Origin of the sequence: Microbacterium sp. P26, assembly GCF_023712585.1 — a bacterium.
Taxonomy (GTDB): Bacteria; Actinomycetota; Actinomycetes; order Actinomycetales; family Microbacteriaceae; genus Microbacterium; species Microbacterium algihabitans_A.
On record NZ_JAMAXZ010000002.1, the window covers coordinates 72427 to 92303 of the forward strand.

Genomic DNA, 19877 nt, shown 5'->3' on the forward strand with positions numbered 1-19877 from the left:
GCGTCAACGCTACCGGCGCGGCATCCGCCCGGCTCGACGCGGCGCGGTCAGAACAGACGCGGGGCGCCCGACTGCACGCCCTTCATCTCGTCGTAGTCGAGGGTGAGGCACCGGATGCCGCGGTCGGTGGCGAGCACGCGCGCTTGGGGCTTGATCTCCTGAGCCGCGAACACCCCGGTCACCGGCGCCAGGAGCGGGTCGCGGTTGAGCAGCTCGAGGTAGCGGGTGAGCTGCTCGACGCCGTCGATGTCGCCGCGGCGCTTGACCTCGATCGCGACGGTGCCTTTGCCGTCGTCATTGCGCAGCAGCAGGTCGACGGGGCCGATCGCGGTCGGGTACTCGCGACGCACGAGCGTGAGGTTCTCGCCGACGACCGACACCTGCTCGGCCAGCAGTCGCTGCAGGTCGGCCTCGACGCCGTCCTTGATGAGTCCGGGGTCGACCCCCAGCTCGTGGGCGGTGTCGTGGATGATCTCGTGGATGCGCACGAGCAGGGCGTCACCGGTCTTCGCGTGCAGGACGCGCCAGCGCTCGATCACCCCGTCTTCGACGTCGACCTCGTCGGGCTGCTCGAGCGTGAGGCTGCACGGAGGGCTCATCCAGTTCAGCGGCTTGTACGAGCCGCCGTCGGAGTGCACCAGCAGGCTGCCGTCGTTCTTGTGGACGAGCAGACGGGTGGCGAGGGGGAGATGCGCGTTGAGACGGCCGGTGTAGTCGACGGAGCAACGGGCGATGACGAGACGCACCCGACGAGCCTAATCGCGTCGCGCGGGCTCGGCCTCCGCCTTCTCGGCGACGGCGAGCGGCTTGGCGGCGCCGGAGAAGAGACCGGATGCCACGATCAGGCCGACGACGATGAGCAGCGTGTTGAGCAGGCCGATGTGGTCGCCGATCCAGCCGAGGATCGGAGGGCCGCACAGGAACGCGACGTAACCGATCGTGGCGGCCGCGGCCACGCGCGATGCGGCCTTGGCGGGGTCGTCGGCGGCCGCCGACATGCCGATCGGGAAGCCGAGCGAGGCGCCGAGGCCCCACAACGCGGCGCCGACGAAGACGAGGGGTCCGTAGGGCGCCAGGATGAACAGCAGCAGTCCCGCGGCGGCGGTGCCGGCGAGCACCCGCAGCACGAGCACGCGACCGAGGCGGTCGACGACCGGGCCGCCCGCGATGCGGCCGACCGTCATCGCCACGGAGAACACCGCCAAGACCGCCGGGCCGGCCTCTTCGGGGGCACCGTGACCGTAGACCACCGCGGACGGCAGCCAATCGTTCGCGCTGCCCTCGGCGAAGGCCATGCCGAGCATGATCACGCCGAGCGTGTAGGTGCGCGGCTCGCGCCAGGCCTGCAGAGACACCGTGAGGCGCTCGCGCCAGTGCGCCCGCTCCTCGTCGGCCGGGGCGTCCATCGCGACCTCGGCGCGCGGAACGTTGGCCACCGCGACGAACGCGACGACGATGATCACCACGCCCATCGCCACGCTGTGCGCGATGATGGGGATGCCGAGGCTCACCGCGACGAAGCCGAGACCGGCGCCGATGACGGTGCCGAAGCTGAAGAAGGCGTGCAGCAGAGGCATGATCGTGCGGCCGGTGGCCTTCTCGAGAGCCGCTCCCTCGACGTTCATCATCACGTCGACCGCGCCGTTACCGAAGCCGAACAACGCCAGGCCCACCAGGGCGACGCCGAAGAGCTGGAGGGAGTCGGCGCCGAAGCCGATGATCATCAGGCCCACGCCGACGAGGAGCAGGGCGACGAGCATGCCGCTCCGGGCGCCGATGCGGGCCATGACGGCCGGAGCGATCGACAGGCCGATGATGGATGCCACTCCCATTCCCAGCAGCAGCAGCCCGACGCCGGAATTCTCGATGCCGAGGGATTCTCGGATGGCCGGCACCCGCGAGGCCCAGGTCGAGATGCTCAACCCGCTCGCGAGGAAGATGGCGCAGATCGCGATGTGCCAGCGGACGAGCTGGGATCGGGTGAGCGTCGAGTGCATGGAAGAACCCTATCGAATCGATTCGGCGCCGCGGGATCGCGCAGGTTACGATCGGGCCGTGAGCACCAGACGCGCGACGATCAGCGATGTCGCCCGCGAGGCGGGAGTCTCCGCATCGACGGCGTCCGTCGTGTTCAGCGGGAAGACCCCCACCTCGGAGGCGACCAGGGCCCGCGTGATGGCCGCCGCCGAGTCGCTGGGTTACACGGGCCCCGACCCGCGAGCGGCTTCGCTGCGCCGCGGGCGCTCCGGGATCGTCGGCGTGGTCTTCGACCAGCACCTCGGCACCGCGTTCCTCGACCCGGTCACCACGCACATGATGGACGGGCTCGCCGACGGCGTCTCGCGCCTCGGGGCGGCCCTCCTGCTGCTGCGCGACGACGGGGTCACGGTGAGCGAGCCGTCGCTGCACACCGCCCCCATCGACGCCGCCGTGCTCATCGGCTGCAGCCCGCGCATGCGCGACTCGCTCGAGATCGTCCGGGGCCGCGGCATCCCGGTCGTGGTCGTCGAGGGCGACGCGGGCGAGGGGATCCCCCGGGTTCTGCTCGACAACACCGAGGCCCAGCGCGAAGCGGCTCTGCACGTCGCCGGGCTCGGCCACCGCGACGTCGTGATCGTCACCCTCCCCACCGATACCGCCCGCCGCCGCGGGTGGATCGCCGACGACGCCGAGGTGCGCGTCGACGTCACCGCCGACCGCCTGGCGGGAGCGCGGGCGGTCTTCCCCGACGCCCCGGCGCTCGCCGCGGCGACCAGCTCGATCGACGAGGGCGCGATCGCGGGGCGTACGATCTTCGCCGATCCCACCCGGCGACCGACCGCCGTCATCGCGCAGAGCGACCTGCTCGCCGCCGGAGTGATCCGGGCGGCCGAGGAGGCCGGACTGCGAGTGCCGCACGACGTCAGCGTCACCGGGTTCGACGGCGTCGTGGTCGACGGTCTGGCGCCCCACGTGCTCACGACCCTCGTGCAGCCCGCGACAGCGAAAGGTCGGGCCGCCGGGGAGGCGGTCGCGGCGATGCTCGAAGACGCCGAGCCCTCGGGGCTCGCCCTGTCGTGCACGTTCCGCGAGGGCACGACGACCGCACCACCGCCTACCAGATGATCGCCGGCGGCGCGGAAAGACTCATGCGCCGCATAGAATAGGTCCGACACCCCGAGAGCCCGGGCACCTGCCCGTCGACCCCGAGGAGGCCCGACCGTGCTGATGTTCCTCGGTGCCTTCGCGGCGGTTCCTCTGGTTCTCCCGTGGCTCGTGTCGCGCATCGGCCCTCGCGCCTTCTACGTCGCCGCCGCGCTTCCGGCGCTCGCGTTCGCGCATGCCGTCGCCGTCGCCCCCTCGGTGTTCGGCGGCGACATTCCGTTCGAGGAATACCGCTGGATCCCGGCGATCGACGTCTCGCTGTCGATGCGCATGGACGTGCTCGGATGGCTCCTCACGCTCGTCGTGACCGGGGTCGGCGCGCTGGTGATGCTCTACTGCCGCTGGTATTTCCGGGGCAAGACGGCCGGCGTCGGACAGTTCTCGGCCGTGCTCCTCGGCTTCGCCGGTGCCATGTACGGGCTCGTGCTCACCGACGACATCGTCGTGCTCGTCATGCTGTGGGAAGTCACGAGCGTGCTGTCGTACCTGCTCATCGGCTATTACCACGGTCGTGCGGCCAGTCGCCGTGCCGCGCTGCAGGCCCTGCTGGTGACGACCCTGGGCGGGCTGGTCATGCTGATCGGCGTCGTGCTGATGGTCGTGCAGGCGGGCACCTCGAGCCTGTCGGCGATCCTCGCCGACCCGCCCGTGGGCACGGTCGTCGACATCGCCGTGCTGCTGCTGCTCATCGGTGCACTCAGCAAGTCGGCGATCTTCCCCTTCCACTTCTGGCTCCCCGGGGCCATGGCGGCCCCCACCCCGGTCAGCGCCTACCTGCACGCGGCGGCGATGGTGAAGGCGGGCATCTACCTGATCGCGCGCCTCGCCCCCGGGTTCGCCGAGACGCCGTTCTGGCGCCCGACCCTCATCGCCCTCGGTGTCTTCACGATGCTGCTGGGCGGGTTCCAGGCCCTGCGCGAACGCGACCTCAAGCGCATCCTCGCCTTCGGCACGGTGAGCCAGCTCGGATTCCTCACCGTCATGCTCGGCTACGGCACCCGCGACGCCGCCCTCGCCGGCGTCGCCCTGCTGCTGAGCCACGCCCTGTTCAAGTCGTGCCTGTTCCTCGTGGTCGGCGTGATCGACCGCCAGCTCAACACCCGTGACATCGGCCAGCTCTCGGGTCTCGGTCGCCAGGCGCCGGTCATGGCGACGGCATCGTTCATCGCGATCTTCTCGATGGCGGGCGTCATCCCCACTCTCGGATTCGTGGCGAAAGAGACGGCACTTACGGCTCTGCTGCACGAGGCCGAGGCCGGTGCTCCGTGGGGTCTGGTCGCGCTCTTCGGCGTGGTGCTGGGCTCCGCGCTCACGGCGGCATACGGCATCCGGTTTCTCTGGGGCGCCTACTGGACCAAGCGCGACGTCGACACGACCGACTGGCCCGACCCGCCCATCGGCTTCCTGTCGGCACCGGTGCTGCTCGCGGCGGCGTCGCTCGCCCTCGGCTTCCTCGCGCCGGTCGTCGACCACTGGCTCGCGCCCTACGCCGACGGTCTGCCCGAGGCGACGGCGGGGGTCGAGGCTCCGGAATACCCGTACCACCTCGCGCTCTGGCACGGTCTCGAGCCGGCGCTGTTCATCTCCCTCGGCACTCTTGCCCTCGGCGCGGGGATCTTCTGGCTGGTGCGCAAGACGCAGCTGCACAAGCGCGCCCGCGTTCTGCCGTTCACCGCGAACGACGTCTACAACGCCACGCTGCGCGGCGTGGACTTCACCTCGGAGTGGGTCACGGCCCGCTTCCAGCGCGGCTCGCTGCCCTTCTACGTCGGCACGATCTTCATCGTGCTGGTCGTCGCCGAGGGCACGGCCCTCTTCGCCTCTGCGGAATGGCGCGCGCAGCTCGACGCCTGGCACACCCCCACGCAGCTGATCGCCGCGCCGCTCATGATCGCGGCGGGAATCCTGGCGGTCCGCGCCCGCAAGCGCTACACCGGCGTCGCGCTGGTCTCGGTCACCGGCCTCGGTCTCGTCGTGCTCTTCGCCACCAGCGGGGCCCCCGATCTGGCGCTCACCCAGATCCTCATCGAAACGGTCACCCTCGTGGTGTTCGCGCTCGTGCTGCGACGGCTGCCGGCGCGCATGGGCGAGCAGAACGCGTCCGTCGCCCCGCTCGCCCGGGCCGTGCTCGGCGCGGGTGTCGGTCTCACGATGGCCCTGGTGGCGATCGTGGCCACCGGTGCCCGCCAGGACGCCCCCATCTCGCTCGAGTGGCCGCCCCTCGCCTACGAGATCGGCCACGGTCGCAACGTGGTGAACGTCGCGCTGGTCGACCTGCGCGGCTGGGACACGATGGGCGAGCTGTCGGTGCTCGTGCTGGCGGCCACGGGCGTGGCCTCGCTCGTCTTCATCACCGACCGCAGCGACAACCTCGCGCGTCGATCGGGCACCGCTCGTGCGCGTGTGGGCCTCGGTCGGCGCCGCCCCCTCGTCGAGACCGACAGCGGCGTGCGCGCGCAGCGCGTGGGCGAGACCGATGCTCCGCGCGCCTGGCTGGTGTCGGGGGCGAAGGTGCAGCCCGAGAACCGCTCGATCCTGCTCGAGATCATCATCCGGGTGCTCTTCCACTCGGTGATGGTCGTGTCGCTCTACCTTCTGTTCGCCGGTCACAACCTGCCCGGTGGTGGTTTCGCGGGCGGCCTGGTCGCCGGTCTCGGCCTCGTCATGCGCTACATCGCGGGCGGACGCTGGGAGTTGGGGGCCGCGGCGCCGACCGACGCCGGCCGGCTGCTCGGGGCGGGCATGGCGATCGCGGTGCTGTGCGCCATGGTGCCGATGTTCTTCGGGTTCGCGCCCCTGCAAAGCTTCACCTTCGAGGGTGAGCTGCCCCTCATCGGTCACTGGGAGTTCGTCACCAGCACGATCTTCGACGTCGGGGTCTACCTCGTCGTGATCGGCCTGGTGCTCGACGTGCTCCGCAGCCTCGGCGCCGAGGTCGACCGCCAATCGCAGCTCCCCGAAGACGCCGAGGTGAAGACGTCATGAGCATCTCCCTCGTCCTCGTCATCGTCATGGCCGTGCTCTTCGCGTGCGGCGTCTACGCCATGCTCGAGCGCAGCCTCACCCGCGTGCTGATCGGCTTCCTGCTGCTGGGCAACGCCGCCAACCTGCTGCTGCTGATCGTCATGGGCCGCCCGGCCCTCGCTCCCTTCTACGACGGGGAGACGGATGCCGCGGACATGTCCGACGGGCTCCCTCAGGCCCTCATGCTCACGGCGATCGTCATCACCTTCGCGATCTCGGCGTTCCTGCTCGCGCTGATCTACCGCTCGTGGCAGCTCGGCCAGGCCGACACCCTCGTCGACGACGCCGACGACATCGCGCTGCGCACGCGCGTGGCGAACGAGCCGGAAGACGCGATGGACGAGGAGTCGCGATCGGACGACGACGACGTGACCACCGACTTCGTGGGCGACGTCGTCTCGCCCATCCGCGTGCTGCACCAGGGCGACCTCTCCCAGCTCGTCGACGACGCCCCCGTGGACCGCGTCGCCGTGCGGCGCGATCGGGCGGGCCGTCTGAGCGATCCGATCGCCCGAGAGGGCGATGAAACGGTCGAGGTCGACGAGAGCGACGCCCCCCGCGACCCCCAGGACGGTGATCGCTCATGAGCGCCCTCGTGCCCCTGCTCGTCGGCATCCCCCTCGTCGGCGCCGCGATCAACCTCATCTTCGGCCGCCGCAAGAGGACGCAGATCGTCGTCTCGGTGGCCTCGCTGAGCGCGGTGCTCATCCTGGGTGCGATCCTGCTGGTCGCGGTCGACACGAACGGACCGATCGCCGTCGCGATCGCCGGGTGGCAGATCCCGCTCGGCATCGTGCTCTACGTCGACGTGCTCGCGGCGCTGCTCGTGGTGGTGACGAGCATCGTGCTGCTCGCGGTGCTCCTGTTCTCGATCGGTCAGGGCGCGGCCGACAACGACGAGGACACCCCGGTCTCGATCTTCTACCCGGCATACCTGATCCTGGGCGCGGGCATCTTCAACGCGTTCATCGCCGGCGACCTGTTCAACCTCTACGTGGGCTTCGAGATCCTGCTCGTCGCCTCGTACGTGCTGATCACCCTCGGCGGCACGGAGTCGCGCATCCGCACCGGCGTCGTCTACATCGTCGTGTCGCTGGTGTCGTCGATCCTGTTCCTCGCCGCGATCGCGATGGTCTACGGCGCGCTCGGCACCGTCAACATGGTGCAGATCAGCGAGCGCATGGCGCTGTTGCCGCAGGACACGCAGACGATCCTGCACCTGATGCTCCTGCTGGCCTTCGCGATCAAGGCGGCGGTGTTCCCGCTGTCGTTCTGGCTGCCCGACTCGTACCCCACGGCTCCCGCGCCCGTCACGGCGGTCTTCGCGGGCCTGCTGACGAAGGTCGGCGTCTACGCCATCATCCGCACCGAGACCCAGCTCTTCGTCGACAACGACATCAACTTCCTGCTGATGATGGTGGCGCTCGCGACGATGATCGTCGGCATCCTGGGTGCCGTGGCGCAGGCCGAGCTCAAGCGCATCCTGTCGTTCACGCTCGTGAGCCACATCGGCTACATGATCTTCGGCCTGGCGATCAATACCCCGCTCGCGGTGGGCGCGACGATCTACTACATCGTCCACCACATCATCGTGCAGACGACCCTCTTCCTCGCCGTGGGGCTCATCGAGCGCCGCGCGGGCAGCACGTCGATCCTGAAGGTGAAGGGACTCATGCGCGCGGCCCCGTTGCTCGCCGTGCTCTACTTCATCCCGGCGATCAACCTGGGCGGTCTGCCGCCGTTCTCGGGGTTCATCGGCAAGTACGCCCTCTTCGACGCTGCAGCCCAAGTCGGGACGCCCGTGATGATGGTGCTCATCGTCGGCGGCATCGTCACCTCGATCCTCACGCTCTACGCCCTCATGCGAGCCTGGAACCTGTCGTTCTGGCGCGAAGACGACGACTCCGCCGAGACGACCGAGCGCATCGCGTACCTCGGCAACGCGCCCGCCGCGACGATCTCGACCGAGCGCCGCACGATCCCGAAGATCATGACGATGGCGACGGCGGGCATGGTGGTCGTGACGATCTCGCTGACGGTGTTCGCCGGACCCCTGCTCGACGCCTGCCTCCGCGCGGGTGAACGCATCTACGGCGGGGTCACCCTCGTTCAGCTGCAGGATGCGGAGGGCGAGTGATGAGCCCGACGCGTCGCGCGCAGATGTCGCTCTTCCTGCACCAGTTGCCGCTGCTGGTGTGGCTCGTCGCGCTCTGGATGCTGCTGTGGGGGCAGTTCACCTGGCTCGCCCTGATCACCGGGCTCGTCATGGCGGTCTTCGTCACGCGCGTCTACCGCCTGCCCCCGATCGAGCTCTCGGGCCGCATCAACCTCTGGTACGGCCTGATCTTCGTGCTCACCTTCATCGGAGCGGTCGTGAAGGGGTCGCTCATCGTCGCCTGGCAGGTGCTCGACTTCCGGCGGCCGCCCGGGGCGGCGATCATCGCCGTGCCCCTGCGCGTCGATGACGACGTGATCATGGCCCACACCGCGATCACCGCCTCGCTCATCCCCGGGTCGTTGATCGTCGACGTCGATCGCGAGAACCGCACGCTCTTCCTGCACACGATCGGCGTGCGCGACGAGAACGACCTCGAGCACCAGCGCCGTGTCGTGCTCGGGTGGGAGGCCCGCATCACGCGAGCCGTCGGGTCGAAGGAAGAGATGCAGGAGCTGCGCGCGAAGATCGCCGAGTCCGAAGCCGACGCCCGTCACGGCGTCGAGACGCCACGCGATGGGAGGACGCTGACGTGAACGCACTTGTGGTGGTCATCCTCATCGTCTTCGCGGTCGCAGCCGTGCTGGCGCTCATCCGTCTGGTCATCGGCCCGTCGATCCTCGACCGCGCGGTCGCCGCCGACGTGCTGCTGACCGAGGTGCTCTGCATCCTGGGTGCCGACATGGTGATCAACCACCACACCCGGTCGCTGCCGGCGATGCTCGTCATCGCCGCGATCGGCGTGTTCGGGTCGATCGCCGTCGCCCGCTTCGTCGCGCGGAAGGAGAACCCGCGATGACCATCGAGTCCGTCCTCGACACGGTCGCGCTCATCCTCGTGCTGATCGGCGCGGTGCTCTGCCTGACCGCGACCATCGGCCTGCTGCGCTGGCCCGACGTCCCCTCGCGCCTGCACGCCTCGACGAAGCCGCAGGTGCTCGGTGTGCTGCTGATCGTGGTCGCCGTCGCGCTGTCGCAGCGCACATGGGAGGCGGTGGCCTTCGGCATCCCGATCATCCTCATCCAATTCGCGACCGCGCCTCTCGCCGCGCATATGGTGGGCCGCGCGGCCTATCGCAACCGCACCACCGACGAGAAGAACCTGTACGTCGACGAGCTGCAGCACCGCACCGAGCAGCCGGGCTCGACCGGAGCCCAGTCGCGTCCCGAAAGCTGACGACCCCCTCAGACGTCGGCCTTCTGCGCGTCTCGCTGCGCACCGGGTGACGGCACGCCCCCGGCCGGGTCGGGCGTCGTCGTGCGGTGGTGCAGTTCGCGCGCTTCTCGTTCTTCTCTCCGCCCCTCGGCGAGGAAGGCCAAGCGGTTCAGGCACTCGTGGTTGCGGGCGATGAGCAGCGGCTTCCACAGCAGCGACGGCAGGATCGCCGCGGCTCCCGACACAGGCTCCTCGAGGATCGTGACGGCGGTGCCGAACTCGTGCGGGCGGGCATCGATGCGGATCACGCCACGCCCCAGAATGCCCGCCTCGGGCCGGAGGCGCATGCGGCGCGGAGGGTCCCACTCGATGATCTCGGTCTGGTCATGGATCATGACGGGCCAGATGCCCAGGGAGTGGTGGATCTGCGACCCCTCCCGGGGCCACTCCTCGTCGACGTCGCGCATGCGCGCGGCCCCGACGACCCAGACGGGGTAGAGCCAGCCGTCGGAGAGCACGGCGAACAGGTCGTCGGGCGTGCAGCGCATGAGGCGGGTGTTGCGGGCGGCCATGGCATCCCTCCGGTCGGCGTGGTTCGACTGTAGGGGGCGGGCGGCGGAGGTGGAGAGCCCCTTGACCGGGGGGTCGGTGGGGTCCGGTCTCTTCGACAGGCTCAGGGACCTCGGGTGCGGGGCCCTTCGACAGGCTCGGGGACCGGACCGGGACGGGGCAGGACGAGCGAGACCCGGGGCCCCGCGCTGGGGGAGGCGGGGCCCCGGGCCGGTCTGATCAGTCGCGTGTGATGTTGGTCACGACACCCTTGTCGAGGCGCAGGCGCCGGCGGGCGCGGCGGGCGACGGCCGAGTCGTGGGTGACCACGATCAGGGTCAGCCCCTCCACGTTCAGCGCCTCGAGCACGTCGAGGATCTCGTCGCGCATCGCCTCGTCGAGGTTGCCGGTCGGTTCGTCGGCGAGCAGTACCCGGGGCTGCTTGGCGGTGGCGCGGGCGATCGCGACGCGCTGCTGCTGACCGCCCGAGAGCTCGCCGGGGCGGTGGTCGGCCCGGTCGGCCAGACCCACGCGGGTCAGCGCCTCGGTCACCCGACGTCGCCGCTCGGCACGATCGAGTCCGAGCGGCTCGAGGCCCATGTCGACGTTCTCGGCGGCGGTGAGGGTGGGGATGAGGTTGAACCCCTGGAACACGAAGCCGATCTCTTCCGCGCGCAGGCGGGAGAGCTGCGCGTTCGAGGCGCGGGCGATGTCGACCTCGCCCAGCACGACGGCGCCGCTCGAGGGGCGGTCGAGCGCGCCGAGCATCTGCAGCAGGGTCGACTTGCCGCCGCCGGTCGGCCCCTGGATCGTGACGAAGTCCCCGGCCTCGATCTCGAGGTCGACGCCGGCAAGGGCCTGCACGGTGCGATCGCGCTGACGGTAGGTGCGCGTGACGCCCTCGAGGCGGTAGGCGGTGGCGGTGCGGGTGGGAACGGTGAGGCTCATGGTCTGTCTCCTTTGAAGGGGGGTGGATGCCGCTCACGCGACCGAACGCAGGGCTGCGGCGGGGCTGAGACGAGCGGCGCGCCACCCGCCGAACGCTCCGGCGAGGACGCCGCCGAGCACCGCGATGCCGACCGCGGCGAGCACGACGATGGGGGTGACCGGAGCGTGGAGCACGACCTCGGTGGCCTGCGCCGCAGCCTGTCCGAATCCGCCGCCGGCCCCGCCGCCGGGACCTCCCGCACCGCGGCCCGGCCCGCTCGTCGTGCTCGCGGCGACCGAGAGGGTCGGCGAGATCACGTTGACGAGAAGGATGCCGCCGAGCCCGAGGATCAGACCCGCGACGCCGCCGAGCAGGCCCTGCGCGAGCGACTCGCCCGCGACCTGCCGCACGATCCGGGCGTTCGACCACCCGATCGCCTTCAGGGTGCCGAACTCACGCGTTCGACGCGCGACGCCCGAGATGGTGAAGAGCACCGCCAGCGCCAGCGCGACCAGCAGCACCACCAGCGAGAGCCAGGTGCCCAGGTTCGAGATCATCGTCGACGCGCTCGAGAGCGAGCCCGAGACGGTGGAGGCGAGCTGCGACTCGGAGCTGACGGTGGCGTCGGGAAGCGCAGCCGTGATCTGGCTCTGCACCGCGTCGATGGCATCCGACGACTCCGCCTGCACGTACACGGTCGACACCACGTCGCCGACGCCCGCCAGCGACTGGGCGACGTCGAGGGGGAGGTAGACGTTCGCGGCGGTGTCGGCGTCGGCCGAGGCCGAGGCGACGATTCCGACGACCTGAACGGCGGTTCCCGCGACCTCGACGGTGTCGCCCACGGCGAGGCCCGCGCTCGCCGCGTAGGTCGCGTCGACGATCGCGACGTCGCTGCCCGCGTCGGCACCGGTCAGGGCGCGGCCCTCGCTCACGGTGACGGCCGAGAGGGGGCCGACGGATGCCGCGGGGTCGACGCCGAGCACGCTGAAGGAGTCGACCCCGAAGTTGCCCCCGCCCTGTCCGTCCGCCGGGGGCTGGCCGCCGCCGTCGGTCGGGGCCGATCCGGTCGTGCCCGTGCCCGTGTCGCGCTGGGGGATCTCGCCCGAGAAGGTCATGTTGGTCAGCGACAGGGCGCCGGTCGCCGACGCGACGCCGTCGATGTCGGCGACGGTGGTCACGGTCGAGGCGTCGAGGGTCGCGCGCTGACGCTCCGCGACGAGACGCGACTGGTTCAGGGTGGTCGTGCCGTCGGTGGTGGTGCCGTCCTGCGCGCCGAAGTCGAAGCGGGCTCCACCGCCCTCGCCGGGCTGGGTCTGCGCGCCGGTGACGGTCAGGTCGGTGCCGACGCCGTAGACCGACGAGAGGGCCTGTGTCTGGGCATCGCGCACGCCCGCCGACAGGGCGTTCACGACGATGACGAGCGCGATGGCGATCGCGAGTCCGACCGCGACGATCACGGTCTGCTTGGTGCGGCCGGCGAGTTCGCGCCGGAGGTACGTGCCGTACATGGGTCTCCTTCCGGACGCGGGATGCGGCCGTCGGAGCGAAAGTAGGAACGCCACCCTCACCGCCCCCTCACGGTTTCTATGAAGGACGTATGACGCGGTGGCACCGCGTCGCGGGAGAGTGCATGCTGGCATCCGTGACCTCCCGCCCCGCCCCCCTCGCCCGCCCCGACGGCTCGCCGATCCGCGCGCTCGTCGTCGACGACGAGGCCAACCTCAGCGAGCTGCTGCGCATGGCCCTGCAGAACGAGGGCTGGGACACCCGCACGGCAGCGAGCGGCCAGGAGGCGCTGAACGTCATCCGCGACTTCGAACCCGACCTGATGGTGCTCGACGTCATGATGCCGGGGCTCGATGGAATGGGGCTGCTGGCGCGCGTGCGCGCCGCCGGCAACGACGCCCCCGTGCTGTTCCTCACGGCCAAGGACGCGGTGGAAGACCGGATCGCGGGCATCTCCGCCGGGGCCGACGACTACGTCACGAAGCCGTTCAACCTCGAAGAGGTGGTCGTGCGACTGCGCGGCATGGCCCGCCGGCACGTGGCGGCCGTCGCCGACGCCGACCCTCGGCTGCGGGTGGGTGACCTGACGCTCGACGAAGACGCGTACGAGGTCGAACGCGGCGGCATCCCGATCAAACTCACCGCACGGGAGTTCGAACTGCTGCGCTACCTGATGCAGAACCCGCGCCGCGTGCTCAGCAAGGCGCAGATCCTCGACGAAGTGTGGAGCTACGACTTCGGCGGCGACGGCAGTGTCGTCGAGATATACATCTCGTACCTGCGCAAGAAGATCGACACCCTCGGCGACCCGCTGATCCACACGGTGCGCGGCGTCGGCTACACGATCAAAGCGCCGTGACCCGCGCCCGGTGGACGCTGCGGCGCACGCTCGTCGTCGGCACGAGCCTGCTCGTCGCGCTCGCCTTCGTCATCATGAGCGTCGCCACGATCGTGGCACTGCGCTCGTTCGCTTTCGACCGGCTCGACCAGCAGGTGCGCGAGAGCCTGTCGTTCGTGGCGAATTCGTCGCGGTCCGACGGAGGATTGCGGCCACCTGGCGCAGGCTCATCCGGATCCGGCTCGTTCGGCTCCGGCTCGGACGGAACCGGGCCCGCGCCTCGCGTCGGCTCGCTGCAGGCGGTGATCGCGGCAGACGGCAGCGTCTCACGCTCGGGCTACACGCGATCCGACGGCACCGAGGTCGCGCTCACCGTCGACCAGATCGCGCGTCTGACAACCGCCGTGGCCACCGACCGCACCCCCACCAGCGTCGACCTCGGCGGCGATCTCGGCACCTTCCGCGTCGCGGGAGCGCAACGCGACGGCACGACGGTGTTCGCCGGCGAATCCGAGGCCGACGTGAGCGCGACGACCTCGGCGCTGACGGTCATCCTCGCGGCGGTCGGGGCCGTCGTGCTCGTCGCCGCGATCCTGGGCCTGTCGCTCTTCGTGCGTCGGAGCCTGCGACCCCTCGACCGGGTGGCCGATGTCGCCCAGCGGGTCTCGACGCTCTCGCTCGATGCGGGCAGCGTCGACATCGCCGACCGCGTCGCGCCGCCCGACACCGACCCCGCCACCGAGGTGGGCCGGGTGGGGGCGTCGCTGAACGACCTGCTCGCTCACGTGCAGCGCTCGCTCGACGCGCGCCAGCACAGCGAGGAGCAGCTGCGCCGGTTCATCGCGGATGCCAGTCACGAACTGCGCACGCCCCTGGCCAGCATCCGCGGCTACGCCCAGCTCTCCCTCGGTGAGGACGCGCCGATGACGCCGACCCAGGCGCGGTCGTTCGACCGGATCGAGTCGGAAGCGCAGCGCATGGCCTCGCTCGTCGACGATCTGCTGCTGTTGGCGCGATTGGATGCCGGACAGCCCCTGCGCCGCGACGAGGTCGAGCTGACACTGCTCGCCGTCGACGCCGTGAGCGATGCGCAAGCGGCGGCGACCACGCACGAGTGGCGGCTCGACGTGAGCGAGGACCTCATCTCGGTCACGGGCGATGCGAATCGCCTGCGCCAGGTCGTCGCCAACCTGCTGCGCAACGCCCAGGTGCACACCCCTCCCGGCACCAGGGTGACCCTCTCGCTCGCGCGCGACGGCGCCGAGGCCGTGCTGAGTGTGACCGACGCCGGACCCGGCATCGACCCCGGCGTCGCAGAGCGCCTGTTCGACCGCTTCGCCCGTGCCGACGACGCGCGCAACCGCGACGAGGGCAGCACGGGCCTCGGCCTCTCGATCGCGCAGGCGATCGTGACCGCCCACGGGGGGTCGATCACGGTCGACAGTGCGCCGGGCCGCACGGTGTTCGAGGTGCGTCTGCCCGCGTGAGGCAGTGAGGTGGCTGAGCGTGTCGAAGCCACCGGGAGCAAGCGGGGGCCGGTCCCTTCGACAAGCTCAGGGACCTCGGTGGGCTCAGGGACCTGGGGGGCGCACCGCGCCTCAGCCGATCAGGCTCGGCTGCAGGTCGCGCAGCGTGCGGTGATGCGTCATGCGCGTCACGCCGATCGCCGCGAGCAGTACGCCGCCGGCCATCCACGCGCCCAGCACCAGCAGGTCGGGCCCGACCCGCGTGAGGTCTCCGCCGTACATGACCTGCCGCATGGCATCCACCACGTATCCCATCGGCAGCACGTGGTGCAGCGCCGCGAGGGGCGCGGGCAGCGTCTGCCAGGGGAACGTGCCGCCGGCCGTGACGAGCTGCAGCACCATGAGCACGAGACCGAGGAACTGACCGACCGAACCGAGCCACACGTTGAGCGCGAGCACGATCGCCGCGTACGTCGCCGAGGCGAACAGCAGGATGCCGAGCGCTGCCCATGGATTCGCGAACGAGAACTGCAGCGTGATCGCGAGCACGGTGAACAGGCCGACCATCTGCAGGGCCCCGAGGCCCGCGGGCGTGAGCCAGCCCGCGAGCGTCACGCGGATGGGGGAGCGCAGAGCCGTGATCGCTCGCTTCGACACCGGCTTGACGATGAGGAACAGGGCGTAGATGCCGATCCAGCCGGCCAGGGCCGCGAAGAACGGGGCGAGTCCTGCGCCGTAGTTCTGCGCCTTGGTGACCGAGCTCGTGCCGACCGCGACCGGGTCGGAGATCGCCGCGGCCTGCGCCTGGCGGGTCGCGTCGTCGGAGTCGGGGATCTGCTCGACGCCGGAGGCCAGCCCGTCGCGCAACTGGGTGGCGCCGGTGGAGAGCTGGCCGATGCCGTCGTCGAGCTGGGTCGCGCCGTCTCGAAGCTGGGCGGATCCGTCGCGCAGCTGAGAGGCTCCGGATGCCGCGGACGCCGCGCCGTCGGCGAGGGCCGAGGCCCCGTCTGCGGCGGTGGCGGCTCCGGCGGCCACGGTGGCGCTTCCGGATGCCACTTGGCGCGCGCCGTCGTCGAGCTGGTTGATCTGCGCGACGGTGTCCTGCACGCGGGTGTTGGCGCTCTGCAGGCGATCACCGACGGGGTCGAGGCGCGAGAGGATCTCGTTGACGCGGGCCTTGTCGAGCCCGGCGTCGGTCAGGGCCTTCGCGATGTCGGAGCGCGCCTGCGGAAGCTGGGCCGCGGCGTCGCCCGCGATCGAGCCGACCTGGCGGGCGGCGGCGTCGATGCGGTCCACACCGCCGGCGACCTGCTGGGCGCCGTCGGCGACGCGGGCGGATCCGTCGCGCAGCTGCGCGGTGCCGTCCTTCAGCTGCGCCGCGCCGGCCGACAACTGCGCCGTTCCGTCGGCGAGCTGAGCGGATCCGTCGGCGAGCTGCGTCGAGCCGCTTACGAGCTGCGAGGATCCGTTCTTCGCGGTGCCGAGTCCATCGACCAGTTGCGTCGCGCCGGTCGTGGCGTCTACGAGCTGCACGCGGATGGTGTGCAGGGCGTCGAGCAGGGTGAGCCCGGCCTCGTCGACGACCTTCTGCGCGACCGAGGCTTGGATGCGCGCCACCGCCTGCGTGCCGATCGTCGAGGCGAGGTAGTTGTTGGCGTCGTTGGTGCGCAGCTCGATGTCGGCCTGGCGCGGGCTGTCGCTCGAGAGCGAGGCGACGGCATCGGTGAAGTCGGAGGGGAGCGTCACCACGAAGTCGAAGTCGCCGCGCTGCAGGCCCTGGTCGGCCTGCTCGGTCGAGACGCGATGCCATTCGAACGTGTCGCTGTCGAGCAGCTGGTCGGCCGCTTCGTCGCCGAGGTTGCGCTCGGCTCCGTTGACCTCGGCGCCCTGATCGTTCACCACGAGGGCGACCGGCACGCTCGAGAGGTTGCCGTAGGGATCTTGGTTGGCCCACAGGTAGAGCCCGCCGTAGAGGATGGGCACGGCCAGCAGCGCGATGAGCGCGATGACCGACATGCGGGTGGAGGTGAGACGGCGCAGTTCGGCCGTGATCATCTGGGGGATCTTCATCGCGCGGCCTCCGCGGTCTGGTCGATGGCGTCGATCGCCGTGCGCGAGGCGTGCCCGGCCACCACGAGCACGGCGTAGCCGCGCTCGGCGAACTCCTGTGCGATGCGCCACCAGTCCAGGGGCTCACCGCCGTGGCGGTCGGGGGCGACCAGCACGAACCCTTCGACGTCGGTGCGGAGGGCGGCGAGCTCGAGCAGCAGGCGCACGCGGGCGGCGGGCTCGACGTTGCCGATCGGAAGGCTCGCGATCGCGTCGAGGCCGATGCCCTCGAGCCACCGCGCTGCCGCGAAGGGGGTGGGGGCGTGCCCCGCGAACATCAGCTCCTCGGCGACGACGCCGGTGACGGTGACGTTCGCCTCGGGCTCCGAGACGATAGGGGCGTCGACCAGGGCGACGCGGCGGCGGAGGGCGCCGGCATCCGCTCGTCCGTCGATCGTGACGGAGCCGCTGTCGATCTTCATGCGGCCGGATGCCACGAGGCCCAGCACCGTGGGGCGCTGCTCGGTCTCGGCGACGACGAGCGTGGCCGAGCCGGTCTCGAAGGCGGTGGTGGTCTCGGGCAGCACGCTCTGCGCGCGGCCCTTCGCGACGGCGGTCAGGACGATTCTCATTGCGCCTCCAGGTCGGGGTGCTGCTCCAGCAGGGCGCGCGCTTCGGTCCACGAGAGCCCGGCGATGCCGAGCACGGCGCACACCGCGATCGAGCGGGCCGTCGAGGAGCCGGCGTCCACTCGAGCGACGACCATGCGGCCGGTCTCTTCGAGCAGGCGCGCGAGGGTGGGCGCGGGAAGATCCGTGCGCAGTTCGCCGGCGTCTTGTCCGCGGCGCACGATCGCGACGATGCGACGGCGGAGCGGGGCGAGTGCGGCGGAGGTCTCGGCGAGGTGCGCATCGTCGAGTGCGAGGGCGGCGGCGGCCTGCACGTGGGCGGCTTCGCGCCAGAGCTCGGATGCCAGGCGGGCGAGCGCCACGCGGGAGTCGGCGTCGTCGATCTCGTCGGCGATGGCGTTGAAGCGGGCGGCTCCCGCGGCGATGACCTCGCGCACGATCGCGTTGCGGTCGTCGAAGTGGCCGTAGAGGGCGCGGCGCGAGAGGCCGGCGCGGCGGGCAATTGTGTCGATCGAGGCGCGCGGGTCGTGGCCGATGGCCGCAGTGGCGGCGCTGAGGATGCCGGCGCGGTTCTCGACGGCGTCACGGCGGGTAGGGGTGCTCACGGATGATCAGTGTACGCCGAAAGTGCACGCTAGTGTGCAAGTTAATCCTGCGGCGTCCAACTCTGTCTGCGGGCGGGCCTCACGCGCGGTGAGAGGGAGGGCCGGCGCGTGAGGGGTCAGTTCTTGTCGCCGAGAGGCTTCGGAGGCGACAGTTCGTGACCCCTCACGCGCGTGGGAGCGCGCGGAGCGGGGTGCCGGACGCGCGAAAGAGCCCGCGGCGCTGGAGGGGCGCCGCGGGCTCTCGTCGAAGGGGGTCGTCAGTCGGTGCCGGCGTCGAACGCGGCGCCTTCGCCCGCGGCATCCGTCGCGTCGGCGAGGCGCTCGCCGGCCGCGTCGAGCGGCGAGGCCGACTCGGTGATCTCCTGCGCGCCACCCGCGGTCACGTCACCGACCAGCTCGCCGGTGGGGCCACCGAGCAGGCCCATCGCGGCGTACTGCTCGAGACGCGCGCGCGAGTCGGCGATGTCGAGGTTGCGCATGGTGAGCTGGCCGATGCGGTCGACCGGGCCGAAGGCTGCGTCACCGACGCGCTCCATCGAGAGCTTCTCGGGCGAGTACGACATTCCGGATGCCACGGTGTTCAGGATCGTGTAGTCCTCACCGCGGCGCAGGCGCACGGTGACCGACCCGGTGATGGTCGACCCGACCCACTTCTGGATCGACTCGCGCAGCATGAGCGACTGCGGCTCGAGCCAACGGCCCTCGTACATGAGGCGACCGAGGCGACGACCCTGCTCGTGGTACGTCGCGAGGGTGTCTTCGTTCAGGATGCTGTTGACCAGGCGCTCGTAGGAGAGGAACAGCAGGGCCATGCCCGGGGCCTCGTAGACGCCGCGCGACTTGGCCTCGATGATGCGGTTCTCGATCTGGTCGCTCATGCCCAGGCCGTGGCGGCCGCCGATGGTGTTGGCCTCGCGCACGAGCTCGACCGGGTCGGCGAAGCGCGTGCCGTTGATCGCGACGGGGCGACCGGCCTCGAACTCGACGGTGACGTCTTCGGTCTCGATCTCGACCTCGGGGTCCCAGAAGCGCACGCCCATGATGGGCTCGACGATCTCGAGCGAGACGTCGAGGTGCTCGAGGGTCTTGGCCTCGTGCGTGGCGCCCCAGATGTTGGCATCTGTCGAATACGCCTTCTCGACGCTGTCGCGGTAGGGGAAGTCGTGCGCTACGAGCCACTCGCTCATCTCTTTGCGCCCGCCCAGCTCGGTGACGAAGTCGGCGTCGAGCCAGGGCTTGTAGATGCGCAGCGCGGGGTTGGCGAGCAGGCCGTAGCGGTAGAACCGCTCGATGTCGTTGCCCTTGTAGGTGGAGCCGTCGCCCCAGATGTCGACGCCGTCTTCTTTCATCGCGCGCACGAGCAGGGTGCCGGTGACGGCACGGCCCAGCGGCGTGGTGTTGAAGTAGGTGCGTCCGCCCGAGCGGATGTGGAACGCGCCACACGCGAGGGCGACGAAGCCCTCTTCGACCAGCGCCGTCTTGCAGTCGACCAGGCGCGAGACCTCGGCGCCGTACTGCGTGGCGCGGCCCGGGATCGAGGCGATGTCGTCTTCGTCGTACTGCCCGAGGTCGCCCGTGTACGTGCAGGGCACGGCGCCCTTGTCGCGCATCCACGCGACGGCCACCGAGGTGTCGAGACCACCCGAGAACGCGATGCCGACGCGCTCGCCGACGGGAAGGGACTGAAGGACCTTGGACATGCCCTCAAGTCTAGAGCGGGCGGATGCCGAGACCCGATTCGGTGGAGAACTCGCGCCCCCGCGAGG

Annotated in this window: 18 protein-coding genes; 9 read left to right on the forward strand and 9 right to left on the reverse strand. The window is 70.8% G+C overall.

Going from position 1 to position 19877, the window contains the following annotated elements:
* Nucleotides 1-47: 47 nt before the first annotated feature.
* Together nucS and M3667_RS03950 are read right to left on the reverse strand one after the other, a co-directional pair.
* Complete coding sequence (nucS, locus tag M3667_RS03945) at nucleotides 48-746, reverse strand: endonuclease NucS (RefSeq protein ID WP_251505218.1); 699 nt, start codon at nucleotides 744-746, stop codon at nucleotides 48-50.
* Nucleotides 747-755: 9 nt separating this feature from the next.
* Nucleotides 756-1997 carry a sugar MFS transporter gene (locus tag M3667_RS03950; RefSeq protein WP_251505221.1) on the reverse strand — a complete coding sequence of 414 codons (1242 nt, stop codon included), beginning with the start codon at nucleotides 1995-1997 and terminating at the stop codon, nucleotides 756-758.
* A 58-nt stretch (nucleotides 1998-2055) separates the two neighbouring features.
* Between M3667_RS03950 and M3667_RS03955 the strand changes: the two genes are divergently transcribed.
* The 7 genes from M3667_RS03955 (at nucleotide 2056) to mnhG (ending at nucleotide 9559) form a co-directional block, all read left to right on the forward strand.
* On the forward strand, nucleotides 2056-3105 hold the full coding sequence (locus M3667_RS03955) for a LacI family DNA-binding transcriptional regulator (RefSeq protein WP_251505224.1): 1050 nt from the start codon (nucleotides 2056-2058) through the stop codon (nucleotides 3103-3105).
* Between the two features lie 96 nt (nucleotides 3106-3201).
* Nucleotides 3202-6129, forward strand: coding sequence for a Na+/H+ antiporter subunit A (locus M3667_RS03960; RefSeq protein WP_251505227.1), 2928 nt, complete (start codon nucleotides 3202-3204; stop codon nucleotides 6127-6129).
* Nucleotides 6126-6755, forward strand: coding sequence for a sodium:proton antiporter (locus M3667_RS03965; RefSeq protein WP_251505230.1), 630 nt, complete (start codon nucleotides 6126-6128; stop codon nucleotides 6753-6755). Before M3667_RS03960 ends, M3667_RS03965 begins: the two co-directional genes overlap by 4 nt.
* The gene (locus M3667_RS03970; RefSeq protein WP_251505233.1) at nucleotides 6752-8305 is read left to right on the forward strand and encodes a Na+/H+ antiporter subunit D; all 1554 of its coding nucleotides are present in this window, start codon (nucleotides 6752-6754) and stop codon (nucleotides 8303-8305) included. The genes M3667_RS03965 and M3667_RS03970 overlap by 4 nt, the downstream gene beginning before the upstream one ends.
* Nucleotides 8305-8919, forward strand: a complete 615-nt coding sequence (locus M3667_RS03975; protein WP_251505236.1) for a Na+/H+ antiporter subunit E — start codon at nucleotides 8305-8307, stop codon at nucleotides 8917-8919. Before M3667_RS03970 ends, M3667_RS03975 begins: the two co-directional genes overlap by 1 nt.
* The gene (locus tag M3667_RS03980) at nucleotides 8916-9182 is read left to right on the forward strand and encodes a monovalent cation/H+ antiporter complex subunit F (protein WP_144830815.1); all 267 of its coding nucleotides are present in this window, start codon (nucleotides 8916-8918) and stop codon (nucleotides 9180-9182) included. Before M3667_RS03975 ends, M3667_RS03980 begins: the two co-directional genes overlap by 4 nt.
* Complete coding sequence (gene mnhG, locus M3667_RS03985; protein WP_251505239.1) at nucleotides 9179-9559, forward strand: monovalent cation/H(+) antiporter subunit G; 381 nt, start codon at nucleotides 9179-9181, stop codon at nucleotides 9557-9559. The genes M3667_RS03980 and mnhG overlap by 4 nt, the downstream gene beginning before the upstream one ends.
* Nucleotides 9560-9567: 8 nt before the next feature.
* Here mnhG and M3667_RS03990 read toward each other — a convergent pair whose 3' ends face one another.
* The 3 genes from M3667_RS03990 to M3667_RS04000 all read right to left on the reverse strand — a co-directional run bounded on the left by M3667_RS03990 (nucleotide 9568) and on the right by M3667_RS04000 (nucleotide 12526).
* On the reverse strand, nucleotides 9568-10110 hold the full coding sequence (locus tag M3667_RS03990) for an SRPBCC family protein (protein ID WP_251505242.1): 543 nt from the start codon (nucleotides 10108-10110) through the stop codon (nucleotides 9568-9570).
* Between the two features lie 217 nt (nucleotides 10111-10327).
* Nucleotides 10328-11035: an ABC transporter ATP-binding protein gene (locus M3667_RS03995; protein WP_251505245.1), complete on the reverse strand. Its 708-nt coding sequence runs from the start codon at nucleotides 11033-11035 to the stop codon at nucleotides 10328-10330.
* A 33-nt stretch (nucleotides 11036-11068) separates the two neighbouring features.
* Nucleotides 11069-12526, reverse strand: a complete 1458-nt coding sequence (locus tag M3667_RS04000) for an ABC transporter permease (RefSeq protein WP_251505247.1) — start codon at nucleotides 12524-12526, stop codon at nucleotides 11069-11071.
* A gap of 122 nt (nucleotides 12527-12648) precedes the next feature.
* Here M3667_RS04000 and M3667_RS04005 point away from each other — a divergent pair, with 122 nt between their 5' ends.
* Nucleotides 12649-13383 (forward strand): response regulator transcription factor, encoded by a 735-nt coding sequence (locus tag M3667_RS04005; RefSeq protein WP_251506497.1) that lies wholly within the window; start codon nucleotides 12649-12651, stop codon nucleotides 13381-13383.
* Nucleotides 13380-14849, forward strand: a complete 1470-nt coding sequence (locus tag M3667_RS04010) for an ATP-binding protein (protein WP_251505249.1) — start codon at nucleotides 13380-13382, stop codon at nucleotides 14847-14849. The genes M3667_RS04005 and M3667_RS04010 overlap by 4 nt, the downstream gene beginning before the upstream one ends.
* Before the next feature lie 111 nt (nucleotides 14850-14960).
* On the opposite strand, the gene M3667_RS04015 is transcribed toward M3667_RS04010, so the two are convergent.
* The 4 genes from M3667_RS04015 to argG form a co-directional block, all read right to left on the reverse strand.
* The gene (locus M3667_RS04015; RefSeq protein WP_251505252.1) at nucleotides 14961-16898 is read right to left on the reverse strand and encodes a YhgE/Pip domain-containing protein; all 1938 of its coding nucleotides are present in this window, start codon (nucleotides 16896-16898) and stop codon (nucleotides 14961-14963) included.
* Nucleotides 16895-17509: a hypothetical protein gene (locus M3667_RS04020; protein WP_251505255.1), complete on the reverse strand. Its 615-nt coding sequence runs from the start codon at nucleotides 17507-17509 to the stop codon at nucleotides 16895-16897. The genes M3667_RS04015 and M3667_RS04020 overlap by 4 nt, the downstream gene beginning before the upstream one ends.
* Nucleotides 17506-18111, reverse strand: a complete 606-nt coding sequence (locus M3667_RS04025; RefSeq protein WP_251505258.1) for a TetR/AcrR family transcriptional regulator — start codon at nucleotides 18109-18111, stop codon at nucleotides 17506-17508. Before M3667_RS04025 ends, M3667_RS04020 begins: the two co-directional genes overlap by 4 nt.
* A gap of 257 nt (nucleotides 18112-18368) precedes the next feature.
* Nucleotides 18369-19811: an argininosuccinate synthase gene (argG, locus tag M3667_RS04030; protein ID WP_251505261.1), complete on the reverse strand. Its 1443-nt coding sequence runs from the start codon at nucleotides 19809-19811 to the stop codon at nucleotides 18369-18371.
* Nucleotides 19812-19877 lie beyond the last annotated feature (66 nt).